Origin of the sequence: Caulobacter rhizosphaerae (assembly GCF_010977555.1) — a bacterium.
Lineage (GTDB): Bacteria > Pseudomonadota > Alphaproteobacteria > Caulobacterales > Caulobacteraceae > Caulobacter > Caulobacter rhizosphaerae.
This window is the reverse complement of sequence record NZ_CP048815.1, coordinates 2,713,897-2,729,611: the sequence shown is the minus strand read 5'-3', so window position 1 is coordinate 2,729,611 and position 15,715 is coordinate 2,713,897. Positions and strand designations below refer to the sequence as shown.

At 67.5% G+C, this 15,715-nt stretch carries 15 protein-coding genes and 1 riboswitch; of the genes, 6 read left to right on the top strand and 9 right to left on the bottom strand.

The window, feature by feature from the left end; translation table 11 throughout:
• Positions 1–87 precede the first annotated feature (87 nt).
• Positions 88–176, top strand: a riboswitch (glycine riboswitch).
• Between the two features lie 383 nt (positions 177–559).
• Entirely contained in the window at positions 560–2,950 is a 2,391-nt protein-coding gene (locus G3M57_RS12640) for a TonB-dependent receptor (protein WP_163230894.1), read from the top strand.
• A gap of 71 nt (positions 2,951–3,021) precedes the next feature.
• On the top strand, positions 3,022–4,254 hold the full coding sequence (locus G3M57_RS12635; RefSeq protein ID WP_163230892.1) for a dipeptidase: 1,233 nt from the start codon (positions 3,022–3,024) through the stop codon (positions 4,252–4,254).
• A gap of 210 nt (positions 4,255–4,464) precedes the next feature.
• Here the strand turns inward: G3M57_RS12635 and G3M57_RS12630 are convergent, their stop codons facing one another.
• The 3 genes from G3M57_RS12630 to ndk form a co-directional block, all read right to left on the bottom strand.
• Positions 4,465–5,109 carry a YoaK family protein gene (locus G3M57_RS12630; RefSeq protein WP_163230890.1) on the bottom strand — a complete coding sequence of 215 codons (645 nt, stop codon included), beginning with the start codon at positions 5,107–5,109 and terminating at the stop codon, positions 4,465–4,467.
• A gap of 72 nt (positions 5,110–5,181) precedes the next feature.
• Positions 5,182–6,252 carry a sensor histidine kinase gene (locus tag G3M57_RS12625; protein ID WP_208789676.1) on the bottom strand — a complete coding sequence of 357 codons (1,071 nt, stop codon included), beginning with the start codon at positions 6,250–6,252 and terminating at the stop codon, positions 5,182–5,184.
• Between the two features lie 163 nt (positions 6,253–6,415).
• Complete coding sequence (ndk, locus tag G3M57_RS12620) at positions 6,416–6,835, bottom strand: nucleoside-diphosphate kinase (RefSeq protein ID WP_035076992.1); 420 nt, start codon at positions 6,833–6,835, stop codon at positions 6,416–6,418.
• 99 nt (positions 6,836–6,934) lie between these two features.
• Between ndk and G3M57_RS12615 the strand changes: the two genes are divergently transcribed.
• Entirely contained in the window at positions 6,935–8,803 is a 1,869-nt protein-coding gene (locus G3M57_RS12615) for an ABC-F family ATP-binding cassette domain-containing protein (protein WP_163230888.1), read from the top strand.
• A 3-nt stretch (positions 8,804–8,806) separates the two neighbouring features.
• Here G3M57_RS12615 and G3M57_RS12610 read toward each other — a convergent pair whose 3' ends face one another.
• Together G3M57_RS12610 and G3M57_RS12605 are read right to left on the bottom strand one after the other, a co-directional pair.
• Positions 8,807–9,370: a hypothetical protein gene (locus G3M57_RS12610; RefSeq protein ID WP_056750986.1), complete on the bottom strand. Its 564-nt coding sequence runs from the start codon at positions 9,368–9,370 to the stop codon at positions 8,807–8,809.
• Position 9,371: 1 nt separating this feature from the next.
• The gene (locus G3M57_RS12605) at positions 9,372–9,812 is read right to left on the bottom strand and encodes a hypothetical protein (RefSeq protein WP_056750988.1); all 441 of its coding nucleotides are present in this window, start codon (positions 9,810–9,812) and stop codon (positions 9,372–9,374) included.
• A 247-nt stretch (positions 9,813–10,059) separates the two neighbouring features.
• Between G3M57_RS12605 and G3M57_RS12600 the strand changes: the two genes are divergently transcribed.
• Positions 10,060–10,464 (top strand): hypothetical protein, encoded by a 405-nt coding sequence (locus G3M57_RS12600; RefSeq protein ID WP_056750992.1) that lies wholly within the window; start codon positions 10,060–10,062, stop codon positions 10,462–10,464.
• A gap of 18 nt (positions 10,465–10,482) precedes the next feature.
• Here the strand turns inward: G3M57_RS12600 and G3M57_RS12595 are convergent, their stop codons facing one another.
• From G3M57_RS12595 to G3M57_RS12580, 4 genes are all read right to left on the bottom strand, one after another.
• Positions 10,483–10,833 carry a DUF2200 domain-containing protein gene (locus G3M57_RS12595; RefSeq protein ID WP_163230886.1) on the bottom strand — a complete coding sequence of 117 codons (351 nt, stop codon included), beginning with the start codon at positions 10,831–10,833 and terminating at the stop codon, positions 10,483–10,485.
• A gap of 109 nt (positions 10,834–10,942) precedes the next feature.
• The gene (locus G3M57_RS12590) at positions 10,943–11,284 is read right to left on the bottom strand and encodes a peptidase inhibitor I78 (protein WP_056750999.1); all 342 of its coding nucleotides are present in this window, start codon (positions 11,282–11,284) and stop codon (positions 10,943–10,945) included.
• Positions 11,281–11,742: a DNA polymerase III subunit chi gene (locus G3M57_RS12585; protein WP_057186709.1), complete on the bottom strand. Its 462-nt coding sequence runs from the start codon at positions 11,740–11,742 to the stop codon at positions 11,281–11,283. Before G3M57_RS12585 ends, G3M57_RS12590 begins: the two co-directional genes overlap by 4 nt.
• Before the next feature lie 2 nt (positions 11,743–11,744).
• Entirely contained in the window at positions 11,745–13,229 is a 1,485-nt protein-coding gene (locus G3M57_RS12580; protein ID WP_163230884.1) for a leucyl aminopeptidase, read from the bottom strand.
• 244 nt (positions 13,230–13,473) lie between these two features.
• Here G3M57_RS12580 and lptF point away from each other — a divergent pair, with 244 nt between their 5' ends.
• Positions 13,474–14,610: an LPS export ABC transporter permease LptF gene (gene lptF / locus G3M57_RS12575; RefSeq protein ID WP_056751012.1), complete on the top strand. Its 1,137-nt coding sequence runs from the start codon at positions 13,474–13,476 to the stop codon at positions 14,608–14,610.
• Complete coding sequence (gene lptG, locus G3M57_RS12570; RefSeq protein ID WP_056751015.1) at positions 14,607–15,710, top strand: LPS export ABC transporter permease LptG; 1,104 nt, start codon at positions 14,607–14,609, stop codon at positions 15,708–15,710. The genes lptF and lptG overlap by 4 nt, the downstream gene beginning before the upstream one ends.
• Positions 15,711–15,715: the final 5 nt, after the last annotated feature.

Genomic DNA, 15,715 nt, shown 5'->3' with positions numbered 1-15,715 from the left:
GTTGCGATTCAAAACGGCGCCCCGACGTCTGGCGCGCATGCGCCGCCGTCCCGAATTGACGCAAACTCGGTTGCGGATCCTTCTGTAGGCGCTCTCGCGGGAGAGACCGGGCCTGGCCCGGCGCTGAAGGCGAAACCGCCCCGGAAACGCTCAAGCAAAAGGACCGCGACGGCCTCGAAACGCTGGAAAGCAGGGCGTGTCTGCGTGCGCCCTCGCCGAAGGAGCAAGGCGATCCTGCATCGCTGAATCTCTCAGGCGCCAAGGACAGCGGGGGTGCGGAAGGCGGGCCACGACGGCCCGTCGCGACACCTCTCGGCTGCCCATGATCTGAAACAGACGTCCCGACGTTCCATTTCGAAAAAGTCGCACCACCTCAACACGATGACCCGCATGGTTTTCGTGAGATACTCATTGGCGAACACAATACATAACATTTTCGATGTTCATAATTTAGACATGAGTGCGCATCACCTGGACTTGCTTTTATATTGTCACCGCAAACAGCTTTTCTGAATTTACCGCGATAGACGAACCGTCGAGCTTCCTCCCGTCAAAAAGATTGGGGATAGTCATGACGAACACGCGTCCTTCGCCGGCCTTGCGCCGCTTCCGGGCCCTGCTGCTGGCCGCTTCGGTGCTGGGCGGCGCGACGCCCGCCCTGGCCCAGGAGGCCGACAAGGCCTCGACGGTCGACGAATTGGTGGTGACCGGGGCCCGGGTGTCCGAGGCCAGCGTCGCCATCGGCACCGACCACGCCACCGCCACGGTGTCGATCACCCGCGAGGCCCTGCTGTCGGCGCCGGCCGGGGTCACCGGCCTGAAGATGCTGGAGTCCCTGCCCGGCTTCAACGTCCAGGCCAACGACGCCCTGGGCATGTACGAGTTCGGCAATTCGGTCTCGGTGCGAGCCTTCAACTTCCAGCAGATCGGCTTCCTGCTGGACAATATCCCGATGGGCCGCAGCGACCAGTTCGGCGGCAGCCCGATCTATCGCTATGTGGACAACGAGAACCTGCTGCGGGTGACCGCCTCGGCCGGGGCCGGCGACGTCGCCCTGCCCAGCTACGCCTCGCTGGGCCCGATCGTCGACTACTTCACCCAGAAGCCGTCCGAGACCGCCGGCGGCTCGGTCAGCCAGACCCTGGGCAGCGACAGCCTACGCCGCACCTTCCTGCGCCTGGAGACCGGCGAGCACGGGGGCTTCTCGGCCTATGCCAGCGCCTCGATCATCAAGGGCGACCTGTGGCGCGGTCCAGGCACGATCGACCGCAAGCACTATGAGGGCAAGATCAACTACGCCCTGCCCAACGGCGGAAACATCAGCTTCCAGACCGTGCACAACGACTATTTCGACTATGACAGCCCGTCGATCACCAAGGCCCAGTACGCCGGAACGGCCGGCGACGTGTTCGGCCGCAAGGGCCGCGACTTCGCCTATCTGGGCCACGTGCCGCTCTCGACGCCGTTCGGCACGGCGGCCACGGATTCCAGCCTGCCGCAGACCACGGCCGGCGTGCCCTACTCCAACAGCAACTACGCCCAGTACTACAAGTTCGCGGTCAACAGCCGACAGGACCACCTCTACGGCCTGACCCTGAACACCCCCGTCACCGACGCGATCGACGTCACCGCCACCGGCTATTACGAGGACAAGGAAGGCTATGGCGTCTCGCCCGAGGCCTACGCCACCTCGCTGGCCAGCTACAACGCCGAGCGCCTGATCGTCACCGGCCTGACCGCGCCCCGGGGTCTGCAGTACGGCCTGTCGGGCATCGACGGCACCCGCAAGGGCGTCACCGGCAAGGTCGCCTGGCGCGCCGGCTTCAACAAGCTGGAGGCCGGCCTCTGGCTGGAGGACGACGACTATCACCGCACCCAGGCGCGCTACAACGTGCAGGACGGCAATCCGGACGGCGCGCCGCTGTTCAACGAGCCCGTCCACCGGCAGCGCAACTATGTCTCGACCCGGCAGACCACGCAGTTTTTCCTGAAGGACACCCTGAGCCTGGTCGACGACAAGTTGAAGGTCGAGTTGGGCTTCAAGGCCACCGACATCGACTACAAAATCAGCGGCTATCGCAATCCGGCGGACTACATCAACAGCCGGCAGCCGACGCTGAAGGCCAACTGGAAGGACGATTTCCTGCCGCAGGTCGGCGTGGTCTATAACGTGAGCAGCCGCGACCAGATCTTCTCGTCCTATTCGGAGAACATGGCCCTGCCGCGCGGCGCCGACGACGTGTTCTCGGCCGCCAGCCCGGCCGTGACCGGTCCCAGGCCCGAGACCTCGACCAACCTCGAGCTGGGCTACCGCGCCAACCGGCCGACCTTCAACGCCTCGGTGGTGGTCTACAAGACCGAGTTCAAGAACCGCCTGCAGGCCTTCGCGGCCCTGGTGCCGGGCGGCGGCGGCACGACCGAGACCTTCTACCAGAACGTCGGAGCGGTGAAGGCCTCGGGCGCCGAGTTCAGCGGTCAGTGGAAGCCGGGCCTGCTGGGCGGCAAGATCTATTTCAACGCCAACGCCTCGTACAACAAGTCGGAGTTCCAGGACGACATCGCCAACTTCACCCTGACCCCGACGCCGGCCGCGCTGAAGATCGCCGGCAACGCGGTGCCCGACTTCCCCGAATGGCTGTTCCAGGGCGGGGTGACCGTCGAGCCGACCGACGGGGTGGTGTTCAACGTCTCGGCCCGCCACATCGACGACCGCTATACCAACTTCACCAATAGCGAGACGACCAAGGGCTATACGATCGTCAACGCCTATCTCGACCTGGGCGACGGGTTCGGAGCCGGGCCGTTCGAGCAGATCAAGGCCCGGGTCAATGTCGATAACATCTTCGACAAGGACTATCTGGGCACGATCAACACCACGGTGAACACCCCGGCCAGCTTCCGGCCCGGCTCGCACCGGACGATCCAGTTCACCCTGTCCGCCGACTTCTAGGCCCACGTTCCGGCCGGTCTCGCCCTTGAGCAAAGGGGGCGGGACCGGCCGGACAGCGTTCGAGTGCATACATGACCCGATCCATCCTGCTGGCCGCCGTCTCGGCCCTCGCTCTCGCCACCAACGCCCTCGCCACCAGCGTCCAGGCCGCCGAACCCGCCGCCTCGGCCCGCGCCATCCACGAGAGCTTGCTGACCCTCGACACCCACCTGGACACCCCGGCCAATTTCGGCCGGCCTGGGTGGGACATCCTGGACCGCCACGACGCGGCCAAGGACGGCTCGCAGATCGACTATCCGCGCATGGTCGAGGGCGGGCTGGATGGCGGCTTCTTCGCCATCTACACGCCCCAGGGCCCGCGCACGCCCGAGGCCACCCGCGCCGCCCGCGACGCGGCCCTGATCCGCGGCGTCGAGATCCGCGAGATGGTCGCCAAGCATGGCGACAAGTTCGGCCTGGCCCTAAAGGCCGACGACGCCGCGACGATCGCCGCCCAGGGCAAGCGCGTGGTGTTCATGAGCATCGAGAACAGCTACCCGATCGACGGCGACGTCACCCTGCTGTCGGCCTTCTACGCCATGGGCGTACGGATCAGCGGCCTGGCCCACTTCAAGAACAACGACATGGCGGACTCGTCCACGGACAAGCCGGAGTGGCATGGCCTGTCGCCGCTGGGGAAACAGTTCGTCGCAGAGGCCAACCGCCTGGGCGTGGTGCTGGACGGTTCGCATTCGTCGGACGAGGTGCTGGACCAGCTGATCGCCCTGTCCAAGACCCCGGTGATCCTGACCCATTCGGGCTGCAAGGCGGTGTTCGACCATCCGCGCAACGTCGACGACGCAAGGATCAAGGCCCTCGCCGACAGCGGCGGCGTGATCCAGGTCGACGCCTATTCCAGCTACCTGATCGACACGCCCAAGAACCCCGACCGCGAGGCGGCCATGGCCGCCCTGATGGCCAAGGCCGGGGCCCGCGCGAAGATGACCGAGGACCAGCGCACCGCCTTCATGACGGAATACAAGGCGATCGACACCAAATGGCCGGTTCGCAAGGCCACCTTCGAGGACTTCATGAACCACCTCAACCACGCCCTGAAGGTGGCCGGCGTCGACCATGTCGGCATCGGCCTGGACTTCGATGGCGGCGGCGGGGTCACGGGCCTCAACGACGCGGCCGGCTATTGGAAGATCAGCGAGCGCCTGCTGGCCGAAGGCTACACCAAGGCCGACCTGGAAAAGATCTGGAGCGGCAACGTCCTGCGCCTGCTGCGCGCGGCCGAGGCGGCCAAGGCGCCGGCGGGGTAGCCCCCACCATTCCGCTCAGGCGGTGTGGCGGTAGACATTGAAGGCTGTTTTTCGGCGAGCGCCGTGCGTCCTTCGAGGCTTCGCTACGCTACGCGCCTCAGGATGAGGCGCGTTGTTGCTGAATTCCTCATCCTGAGGCGCCCTCCAGAGGAGGGCCTCGAAGGACGCACGGCGGCTCCCAACCTGAACCGTTCAACTGTCCACGCCCCCCTAAACCGCCCGTCGTTCCCGCCACGCCTTGGCGGCGGCCAGGATCGCGACCAGACCCGCCGCCGCCCACAGCGCCAAGACGCCGACCCGCAGATAGGCCGTCGCGCCCAGGGCGCCGCCGAGACTGAGGCCCGCCCACAGCAGGGCGTAGGGGCCCCAGGCCCAGCGGTCGCCGCCGGTCAGGGCCGCGGCGATCCGCTGGCCGGCCTTGACCAGGGCTCCGGTCATGTAGGTCAGCCCCACCCCGACGTCGCCGTTGCGCTGGAACACCGCGTTCTCCGCGCCCATGGCCAGGACCATGGCCGCCACCCCCGCCGCGTCGAGACCGGCCGAGATCAGGGCGGCCGCCGCCGTCAGCAGCGCCGCCTCCAGCGCCAGGACCACCGAGCGCCGCCCCTCGCCGACCTTGCGGGCGACCAGCGCTCCCAGCACCACCCCGGCGACGAACAGGCCGATCAGCGTCAAGCCGGTGCGGACCATGGTCCAATGGCCAGTGGCGATCCCGACGCCCAGCCGGGTGGAGTTGCCGCTCATGAACGAGACGAAGAAACCGCCCAGCTTCAGAAAACCGATCGCGTCGACATAGCCGGCCACGCCCGACAGTCCGACCGCCAGGGCGACGTCGCGGCGGCGATAGTCCTTCATGCCCTTGCCCCCAGACCGCCATGACCCCTTCGTTCGTCAAATTGAGGGATCTGGCCTGAATGTCGATCCGCCCTAGCTTTCCGGCGCCGCGTCCGCGCGGGTGAAGAACACCGTCACGCGCATGCCTTCGCCGGGTCGGGATTCGACCTCGACACGCGCACGGGCGTTCTGGCGCAGCGACTGGACGATCATGTTGCTGAGCTTTCCAGGCCTCGGCCAACTGTAGCCGGGCGCCAAGCCGACGCCGTCGTCGGCGACGATCACCCGGCAGCCAGTCTGGTCGACCAGGCTGTGAAGCTGGATCGTGCCCCCCGCGCGCCCCTTGAAGGCGTGCTTGAGGGCGTTGGTCAGCAACTCGTTGACCACCAGGCCAGCAGGCATCGCCACGTTGATCGACACCATCCAGGTGTCGACCTGGAGATTCAGGTGGATCCCCTCCTGGGCATGAGCCCGCATCACCGCCGAGGCGATTTCGCTCAGATAGACGCCCAGGTCGACGGTTTCGGCCTGGCTCTCGTCCGACAGTGATCGGTAGAGCAGGCCCAGGGCCTCGACCCGGCCCGCCAGTCGGCTGAACCGGTCGTCGGTGGCGTTTTCCGGTACATTGCGCGCCTCGATGCGGATCAGCGCCGTGATCATCTGCAGATTGTTGGCTACGCGGTGCTGAAGCTCCCGCAGCAGCAGATCCTTGTCGTGGATGCGTTGTTCAAATTCGTTGAGATCGGAGTCACGAGGCGTCGCCCCGACCAAAGCCAGCATCCGAAACACGGGTTGGCCCGCATCGTCCTGGATGACGTTCGACCAGGCGTCGACCGCCTGCTGGCCGTCGTCATGGGCGAAGGAGAAGGCGCCGATATAGTCCTGGTCGTCGACGATCGCGCCGCTGAGCGCCTTTCCGCCTTCGGCGACCGCCTCGCCGGTCAGCACCGACCACGTCGCGCCTTCCAGGTCGGCGGCGGCTTGCCCGCTCAGCCGCTCGAACTCGATGTTGGCGTAGACGATGCGTTCGACCGGATTGAGTTCCGACACCGCGATGGCGATCGGAACCTGATCGAGGAACTGCCGGAACTGATCGCTTTCCAGCACGCCCGCCAGGTCGGGCGTGTTGAGCAGATGATCCATCGGCTCGTTGTTTTCGGTCACCTCGCCGTACTCCCACCGCCGCGAACTCGGCGGCGGACTGACGCGCCGAAGACGGTCTTATAGCCCGGCCAGGGCGGAGGGCATAAGAAAAGCGGCGCGGCCCTGGGCCGCGCCGCTTGACGGGTTTTCGAACCGGCGGCCGCTAACGGCCGCCCGGCCTCGTTTAGCCGACGATCTCTTCGTCCTTGAAGAACTGGGCGATCTCGATGCCCGCGTTTTCCAGGCTGTCCGAACCGTGGACCGAGTTCTCGCCGATCGACAGGGCGAACAGCTTGCGGATCGTGCCTTCGTCGGCGTTGTCCGGGTTGGTGGCGCCCATCACTTCGCGGTACTTGGCCACGGCGTTGTCGCCTTCCAGCACCTGGACGACGACCGGCTCGGCGGTCATCTGGGCGACCAGCTCGCCGTAGAACGGGCGCTCGGCGTGGACTTCGTAGAACTTCTTGGCCTGGGCTTCAGTCAGCTTGACGCGACGCTGGGCGACGATGCGCAGACCGGCCTCTTCGATGACGGCGTTGATCTTGCCCGTCAGGTTGCGACGCGTGGCGTCAGGCTTGATGATCGAGAAGGTGCGTTCGGTCATGATCCGAAAATCTCACAGAGAAAGTTTGTCGATTGGGAGGTTGCGGGCTTATAGCCGGGCGCCTCCTCCCCGCCAACCCGCCGCGTACCTTTAAATCATATGCTCCAGATCAAAGACCTGACCTTCAGCGCCTGGGGCCGGAAGTTCTTCGACCACGCCAGCGTGAGCCTGCCGCCTGGGGCCAAGGTGGGATTGATCGGCCGCAACGGCGTGGGCAAGTCGACGCTGTTCAAGCTGATCCTGGGCCAACTTCACGCCGGCGATGACGAGATCAGCCTGCCCAAGAGCGCGCGCATCGGTTCAGTGGATCAGGAGCACCCGGCCACGCCCTTCACCCTGCTGGAGACCGTGCTGGAGGCCGACGAGGAGCGCCACCGGCTGCTGACCAGCTTGGACACCGCCGACCCCGAGGACATGGGCGAGATCTGGGCCCGGCTGATCGAGATCGACGCCGATGCGGCGCCGGCCAAGGCGTCGGAAATCCTGGTCGGCCTGGGCTTCACCCAGGAAGACCTGGCCCGGCCGATGGCCGAGTTCTCGGGCGGCTGGCGGATGCGCGTGGCCCTGGCCGCGGCGCTGTTCGCCGAGCCGGACATGCTGCTGCTGGACGAACCGACCAACTATCTGGACCTGGAAGGCGCCCTGTGGCTGGAAGCCCGCCTCCAGAAGTACCCGCACACCGCCCTGATCGTCAGCCACGACCGTGAGCTGCTCAACAACAGCTGCACCCACATGCTGCACCTGGCCGGGGGCAAGCTGGAGCTCTACACCGGCGGCTACGACGACTTCGAGCAGCGCCGGGCCGAGAAGGCCCGCCTGCAGCTGTCGGCCAAGGCCAAGCAGGACGCCGAGCGCGCCCACCTGCAGGCCTTCGTCGACCGCTTCAAGGCCAAGGCCTCCAAAGCGGCGCAAGCTCAGTCCCGCATGAAGCGCCTGGCCAAGATGCAGCCGGTGGCCACCACGATCGAGGAGCGCGTCGCGCCCTTCACCCTGCCCTCGCCGCCGCGGCCGCTGCCGCCGCCGCTCATTCGCCTGGAACGAGCGAACGTGGGCTACGAGGAAGGCCGCTCGATCCTCAAGAACCTCAACCTGCGCATGGACCTGGACGACCGCATCGGCCTGCTGGGCGTCAATGGCGCGGGCAAGTCGACCTTCGCCAAGATGATCGCCGGGGCGCTGGGCGTGCAGTCAGGCGAGTTCCACCGCGACCGCAAGATGAAGGTCGGCTGGTTCCACCAGCACCAGATCGAGGCGATGGATCCCGAGGACACCCCGCTGGAGATCATCCGCCGGGCCATGCCGGACGCCTCGGAAAGCTCGCGCCGTTCGAAACTGGCGCAGTTCGGCCTGGGCTTCGAGAAGCAGGAGACCAAGGTCGAGAGCCTGTCGGGCGGTGAGCGGGCCCGTCTCCTGCTGAACCTGGTGGCGATGGACGCCCCGCACATGCTGATCCTGGACGAGCCGACCAACCACCTGGACATCGACTCGCGCCGCGCCCTGCTGGACGCCCTGAACGACTACGAGGGCGCGGTGATCCTGATCACCCACGACCGCTCGCTGATGGAGCTGGTCGCCGACCGCCTGTGGCTGGCCGCGGACGGCACGGTCAAGCCGTTCGACGGCGACATGGACGAGTACGCCAGGTTCGTGCTCGACCGCGCCAAGCAGGCGGTCAAGCCCACCCAGGTAGCCCGCGAGCCGGCCAAGGCCGAACCCGCCGCCGCGCCGAAGAAGTCGGTCGCCATCGAGCCGCTCAAGCGCAAGATCGAAGCCGCCGAGCAGGTCGTCACCCGCCAGACGCGCCAGATCGCCGAACTGGACACCCAGTTGGCCGACCCGCAGCTCTACAAGAACCCGACCAAGGTCGCCGAGCTGACCAAGCGCCGCGACAACGCCAAGGCCAAGCTGGACGAAGCCGAGGCCGCCTGGATGGGCCTGGCCGAAGAACTGGCCGCCGCCGAGGCCTGAGGCCTATTTGGCGGGGAAGAAGGCCTGGCGCAGGGCGGTCGACTTGACCTGTCCTGCCCCGATGCGCTGGCGCTTCAGCGTCTTGCGCAGTGCGACCTGGCCGCCCAGGCCCTGGGCGTAGCGGCGCGCGGCGTCCTGGGCCAGGGCGTCGAGCGTGGCCGGCGTCACGCCGTCCTCGCCATAGTCGAAGACCTCCCTCGGCGGGCCGATCAGCCGGCAGGCGCCGGGGCCGCGCGACAGTAGCACCCCGACCTTGTCGACCTCGACGGCGGGCTTGTCGCCCGTCCGCTCGACCAGCTCGCCGCCCACCACCAGGACCTCGCCCGCCGAAGTGCTGGCGTTGCCGGTCTGGGCGAAGATCCACAGTCGCCGGTCCCAGCGGGCGTTGGCCAAGGCCGGACAGGCCTGGACCAGGTCAGCGGGCGCGGCGGTGAACCGCGCCCCCGCCGGCAGGTTCAGACCCAGCAGCGGGTCGACGGACGGCTGGCGGGGCGGCGGGGACGGTGGCCGGGCCGCGGCCGGACCGGCGGCGAGGCCGGCCAGCAGGGCGAGGATCGCGATCCTCACCTCAGCGCCTGTAGATGACGTAGGCCGGCTTCTCGCTGCGATAGGCCGGCCCCGGCCAGAACGCGTCCTGGACGAAGTCGGAGATCCAGTTGGCGCCGTCATAACCCTGGATGTGCCCGGCGGTGCTGCTGCTGGGATTCTGGATCACCGCGACGTCGCCGACCTCCAGCTTGAACCCCGCCGAATCGACGCCCTTGCTGACGGCGTCGCCGGAGACGAAGCGCGCCACGGCGGTGAAGCCTCGCCCCTCCAGATAGGGTCCATAGTCCTTGGCCAGGCGCGGATTGGGCCCCGTGGGCATGCCGGCCGTCTCAAGGGCGATTCGCACGTACTTGGCGCACTGGCCGCTGCCATAGGGCGGCAGAGCCCGTGTCTTCAGCGTGGCGGCGAACCGCGCCTTGTCGAAATCCACGGACGCCAAGGCTGTCGCCTGATCACTCATCGTCACTCTCCCTGAGGTGGCGTGATGCTGAAGGTCGGCCTTCAGCTTGGCAACAGTCGATGTCGTTTTTTCCGCCCTCCCGACCAAGCTTAAGCTTGGCTATGGACCGGCGAATACCCGAGAGCACGGCTTCTCCGCCGGCGTGGTCCGAGCATTCGCTCCGCCGCACCAATATAGCGGCATGGTAAACACGCCTAAACCACGTCTCTTATCCTTTACGTGACCCGCGACGGGTATTCCTGTTCGCATGAGTTCAGGAACCACATCCCGAAATCACGTCGTCGCCAATCCGGAGGGCCTGTCCGCGACCGCGGTGCTGGCCGCGTTCGGCGAGTGGCTGGACCAGCGGCTGGCCGAGGCCATGCGGCTGGACATGGACCTGGCGTTCCGCGACCGGCCGTTCGACGTCGAGATCGGCCGCACGCCCGCCCTGGTCGGCTGGGAGCACCGCTACCTGCAGCCTGGCGCCCCGGCTCCGCGCGGCAAGATGTGGACTGTCTATCGCCTGCAGGACCAGAGGGGACGCCCCGCCCCGCTTCCGCTCAAGGCCGACGACTACGCCGATACGCTGACGCCGCTGCTCGGCGAGCTGGGCTATCTGGGAATCTTCGACGGCGAGCCGGCGCTGTTCCCCGGCGTGGGCGCGCGATAGGCCTTTCGCGCGACGCCGTCAGCGCCGCAGGATCTTGTTCATCGCCTTTCCCTTGGCGAGCTCGTCGATCAGCTTGTCCAGGTAACGGATCTCCCGCATCAGCGGATCGGCGACCTCCTCCACCCGAACGCCGCAGACCAAGCCCTTGATGTTGGCCCGCGCCGGGTTCAAGGCCGGCGCAGTGGCGAAGAAGGTCTCGAAATCGGTCTTGTTGGCCAGTTCGGCCTCGAACGCCTCCGGGCTGAAGCCGGTCAGCCAGAGGATGATCTCGTCGACCTCGGCCCTGGTGCGTCCCTTCCTCTCTGCCTTGGCGACATAGAGCGGATAGACGCTCGCGAAGCTGGTCCCGTAGAGTCGATGCTTGGTCATCACGAACCCTTCCGCCTTGCGACCGGGGCCGCAGGACGCCTGATCGACAAGGCTTTCACCTCGACCGCCGCGTCGCACCGCCACCGTCAGGTCAGAAGGCCTCTCTTCTCTACCCGCACTTGACCTGCTGGACGACGCCGGTGTCGGGATTGAACAGGATGTTCAGGCGGTCGGGACGATAGTCCATGGTGACCGGGCAGGTGGTGCAGGCCACCCGCCAGCGCGAGGGATCGACCGGGGCCGGCAGGTCGGTGCGGTTCTTGCCGACGAAGGCCTGGGCGTCCTTCAGGCCGCACTGGTCCTTTTCCGCGGCCGCCGGCGGCTTGGCCGGCAAGGCGACGGCCGGCGGCGCGGTCGGGGTGGTCGGCGGCGGCATGGGCGCAGGCTCGGGCGCGCCGCTGGAGCAGGAAGCCAGCAACAGCACCGCGCCGATCCACACAAACCGCTTCATGCCTGCTTCTCCCATCCGCGTTCGGCGCCCTGGCGCCAGTAGGACACGGGATGGCCCGCGCCCTTGAAGGCCTTCCACCGGCCCCGCGCCAGGCGCAGGGCTTCCTCGTCGCGACCGTCGAACAGCAGGATGCACCGTTCGAAGGCCGAAAGGTCGCCCGGCTCGGCTCCGTCGAGCAGGAACAACGCCTGGCCGCCGTTCGGGTTGTCCAGCCTGTCGGTCAGCAGCACCGGCTGACGGTCGGCCATCGGCTCGTCGTCCAGGCCGTGCGGCAGGAAGCTGTCGTCGCGCCAGGTCCACAGGTGTGCGTCCAGCGCCCGCAGGCGAGCGGGATCGCCCCCGCGCACCAGGGCCCGCCAGCCGCGGCCCAGGGTCTTTTCCAGCAGCCCGGGCAGCACCTCTTCCAAGGCGCTGCGCTCGAGATGGTAGAACCAGATGTCGCAGGGCGCGGCGGTCAAGATCAACCTTCGTAGGCGTCCGCCACCAGGCGGTTCAGCAGGCGCACGCCGAAGCCGACGGCGCCGTCCGGGACGGTGGGATCGGTCGAGGGCTTCTTCCAGGCCACCGAGGCGATGTCCAGGTGGGCCCACGGCACGCCGTTGACGAACTTCTGCAGGAACAGGGCCGCGGTGATCGAGCCGGCCGGGCGACCGCCGATGTTCTTCATGTCGGCGATCGGGCTTTCGATCTGCTTCTCGTAGGACGCGGGCATCGGCATGCGCCACAGCGGCTCGCGCTCGGCCTTGCCGGCGGCGAGAAGTTTCTCCGACAAGCCGTCGTTATTGCTGAACAAACCACCCAGGTCATGACCCAGGGAGATGATGATCGCGCCCGTCAGGGTGGCCAGGTCGACCATGAACTTGGGCTTGAAGCGGTCCTGGCAGTACCAGAGGGCGTCGGCCAGCACGAGGCGGCCTTCGGCGTCGGTGTTGATGACCTCGATGGTCTGGCCCGACATCGAGGTGACCACGTCGCCGGGGCGCTGGGCGGCGCCGTCGGGCATGTTCTCGACCAGGCCCAGGATCCCGATGGCGTTGACCCTGGCCTTACGGCCGGCCAGGGCGTGCATGACGCCGGTCACGGCGGCCGCGCCGCCCATGTCCCACTTCATGTCCTCCATGCCGTCGGCCGGCTTGATCGAAATGCCGCCGGTGTCGAAGGTGACGCCCTTGCCGACGAAGGCCACCGGCTGGGCCGACTTGTCGGACGCCCCCAGCCACTTGATCACCACCAGTTGGCTTTCGCGCCGGCTGCCCTGACCCACGCCCAGCAGGCTGCCCATGCCCAGCTTGGCCATCTCGGCCTCGCCCAGGACCTCGACCTCCAGGCCCAGACTCTCGAGACCCTTCACGCGGGCGGCGAATTCTTCCGGATGCAGAATGTTGGCCGGCTCGGAAACCAGGTCGCGGCTGAACAGGATCGCGTCGGCGACGGCTTCCAGCGAGGCGAACGCCTTGCCGGCCTTGGCCGGATCGGCGGCGGCCACCTTGACCACGTTCACCGAGGGCTTCTTCTCGGCCTTTTCGGTGGTGCGGTAGCGGTCGAAACGATAGGCCGCCAGCTTGACGCCGAAGGCCGCGCGAGCGGCCGTCTCGGCGTCGCCGCCGCCCAGCTTCAGCACCAGTTCGGTGACGCCGGAGGCCTTCAGGGCCTGGAAGGCGTGGGCGGCGGCCAGTTCGACCGCCTCCGGCTCGAAGGCGCCGTCGCCGTCGATCCCGACAAGCAGCACGCGCGCCGCCTCAAGGCCCGCGGGAGCGACCAGGTCCAGCGTCTGGCCCTTGGCGCCGGTGAAGCGGCCGCCCGCGACGGCGCGGGCCAGGGCCCCGCCGGTCGCCTCGTTGACGGCCTTGGCCTCGGGCGAAAGGGCGGCGGCTTCATAGGCCAGGACCGCCAGGGCGGCGTTGGCGCCGGCCTGGGTGTCGGCGGTGACGAACTCGATACGCATGACGCGCTCCTGATGACCGATGGAGCCCTAGCAGGACCTTCAGCTTGTTGGATTGACCCAAACCCGGACCGAAGAAAAGCACCAATCGTCGGGGCCCTCGGCGCCGCCCGGACCAGCGCCGCTTTTCCGCCTGACTTGAGCGGTTGTGCGCACGCGAACACGCCGTGTAGAAGGAACCCTTCCCTGGGGGCGCGCCGCGCGACTCCGCCGCTTCCCGTCCCCCTCGGTCCCCGTCCCCACGTCGATGCGCCTGATCGAACGCTATCTTTTCCGCCAGTTGCTGGGCCCGACGCTGTTGGCGACGCTGGCCCTGGTAGCGCTCGCCCTGCTGGCGCGCAGCCTGTCGGAGTTCGACGTCCTGATCGAGCAGCGCCAAAGCGGCATGGTCTTCCTGAAGATCATCGCCCTGGCCCTGCCCCAGCTGCTGAGCATGATTCTGCCGATCGCCCTGTTCGTGGCCACGCTCGTGGCCCTGAACCGGTTGCATACGGAACAGGAGATCGTGGTCTGCTTCGCCGGCGGCATGAGTCGCTGGCGCGTGATCTCGCCGGCCATGCGCCTGGCCGTGTTCGCCACCCTGCTGTCGCTGGTCATGAGCCTCTGGGCGGCGCCGTGGAGCTCGCGGGCGATTCGCGAGACCTTCTTCGACATCAAGTCCGACCTGGCCTCGACCCTGGTGCGCCCGGGCGAGTTCACCGAACCGGGTCCGGGCCTGACGGTCTACGCCCAGACGATCGACCGCGACCAGATCATCCACAACCTTTTCATCCACCAGGAAAAGGCCAATGGCGGCGCCGTCACCTACACCGCCCGCGAAGGCGTCATCGCCGAGCGCAAGGGCCTGCCGGTGCTGGTCCTGCGCAAGGGCTCCAACCAGGAGTTCTCCAGCTCCGGCGTGCTGCAGTACCTGTCGTGGGACGAATACACCTTCGACCTCAGTTCGCTGTTCCAGAGCGACGAGCTGCTGCACTACAAGATCGGCGATCGCTACCCGCACGAGCTGTTCTTCCCTGACCTGACCCAGGAATGGGAGCAGCAGAACCGCGAGAAGCTACTGTCCGAAGGCCACTGGCGCCTGGCCAGCCCGCTCTACAATCTGGCCATGATGTCGATGGCCGTGGCGGCCGTGATCGGCGGATCGTTCAGCCGCATGGGCTATGGCCGACGGATCGCCATGGTCGGCGCGGCCGCCGCCCTGGTCCAGATCGTGGGCTTCGGCGTCAAGGCCGCCTGCGACAACGACGTCTGGCTCAATCCGCTGCAGTACGCCGTGCCGCTGGCGGCGATCTGGTGGGGCCTGCGACAGATCTTCCGCCAGAAGGTGTCCCGCTACATCGCCATCGGCGCGCACGACGCCCTCCAGCCGCTGGGGGCCCCATGATCGGCGTCGGCATGATCGAGCGCTATGTGCTCAGGAAGACCTTGGCCGGCCTGGCGGCCGCCCTGGCGGTCGTCGCCGTGCTGGTCATGCTGATCGCCTTCGTCGACATCTCCAAGAACGTCGGCACCCGAGCGGACGTCGGCTTCACCCAGTTGCTGTTCCTGACGGTGCTGCAGGCGCCCGCCACGATCCTGGTGCTGACGCCCTTCATCTTCCTGTTCGGGACCCTGGGCGCGTTCGTCGGGCTGAATCGGCGCAGCGAGCTGATCGCCATGCGGGCGGCCGGCGTCTCGGCCTGGCGCTTCATCATGCCGGCCGCCATCGCCGCCTTCATCATGGGCCTGCTCACCCTGACCCTGCTCAATCCGCTGACCTCGGCGATGAGCGCCCAGTTCGAGACCTCGCGCGACGCGCTGATGGAAAGCTATCTGAAGTCGGCCCCCAAAGGCCTGTGGCTGCGTCAGGGCGACGAGAAGACCCAGGTGGTCATTCGCGCCCGGGCGCGCGACCAGGTGGAAGGCGCGGTCCGGCTGCGGGGGGTTTCGCTGTTCGTCTATGCGGTGCAGCCCGACGGCTCCCTGCAGTTCGCGCAGCGGATCGAGGCCGACGAGGCTCGGCTGGAGCCCGGCTTCTGGCGGTTGTCGGGGGTGCGCGTGGCCATGCCGGGCGCCGGGGCGATCCGATCGGAAACCTACACCATGCCGTCCAATCTGGACGACCGCACGGCGTCGGAGCGATTCAACAATCCTCAGGCCATCGCCGTCTGGCTGCTGCCCGAGACCATCAAGCGCACCGAGGCGGCGGGATTTTCGTCGATCCCGTTCCGCCTGCGGCTGCAGCAGGTGCTGGCCACGCCGCTGCTGTTCGCCGCCATGTCGGTGCTGGCCGCCGCCTTCTCGCTGCGCCTGATGCGGCTGGGCGGACTGGCGGGCCTGGCTGGCGCGGGCGTAACCTTGGGCTTTGGTTTCTTCTTCTTTAACGAGCTGTGTGGCGCATTGGGCAAGGCCGACGTGCTGACGCCGGCCATGGCGGCGTGGACCCCGCCGATCGTGGCGCTTTTGGCGGGTCTGACGCTGCTTTGCTATACCGAGGATGGTTGAGTCTG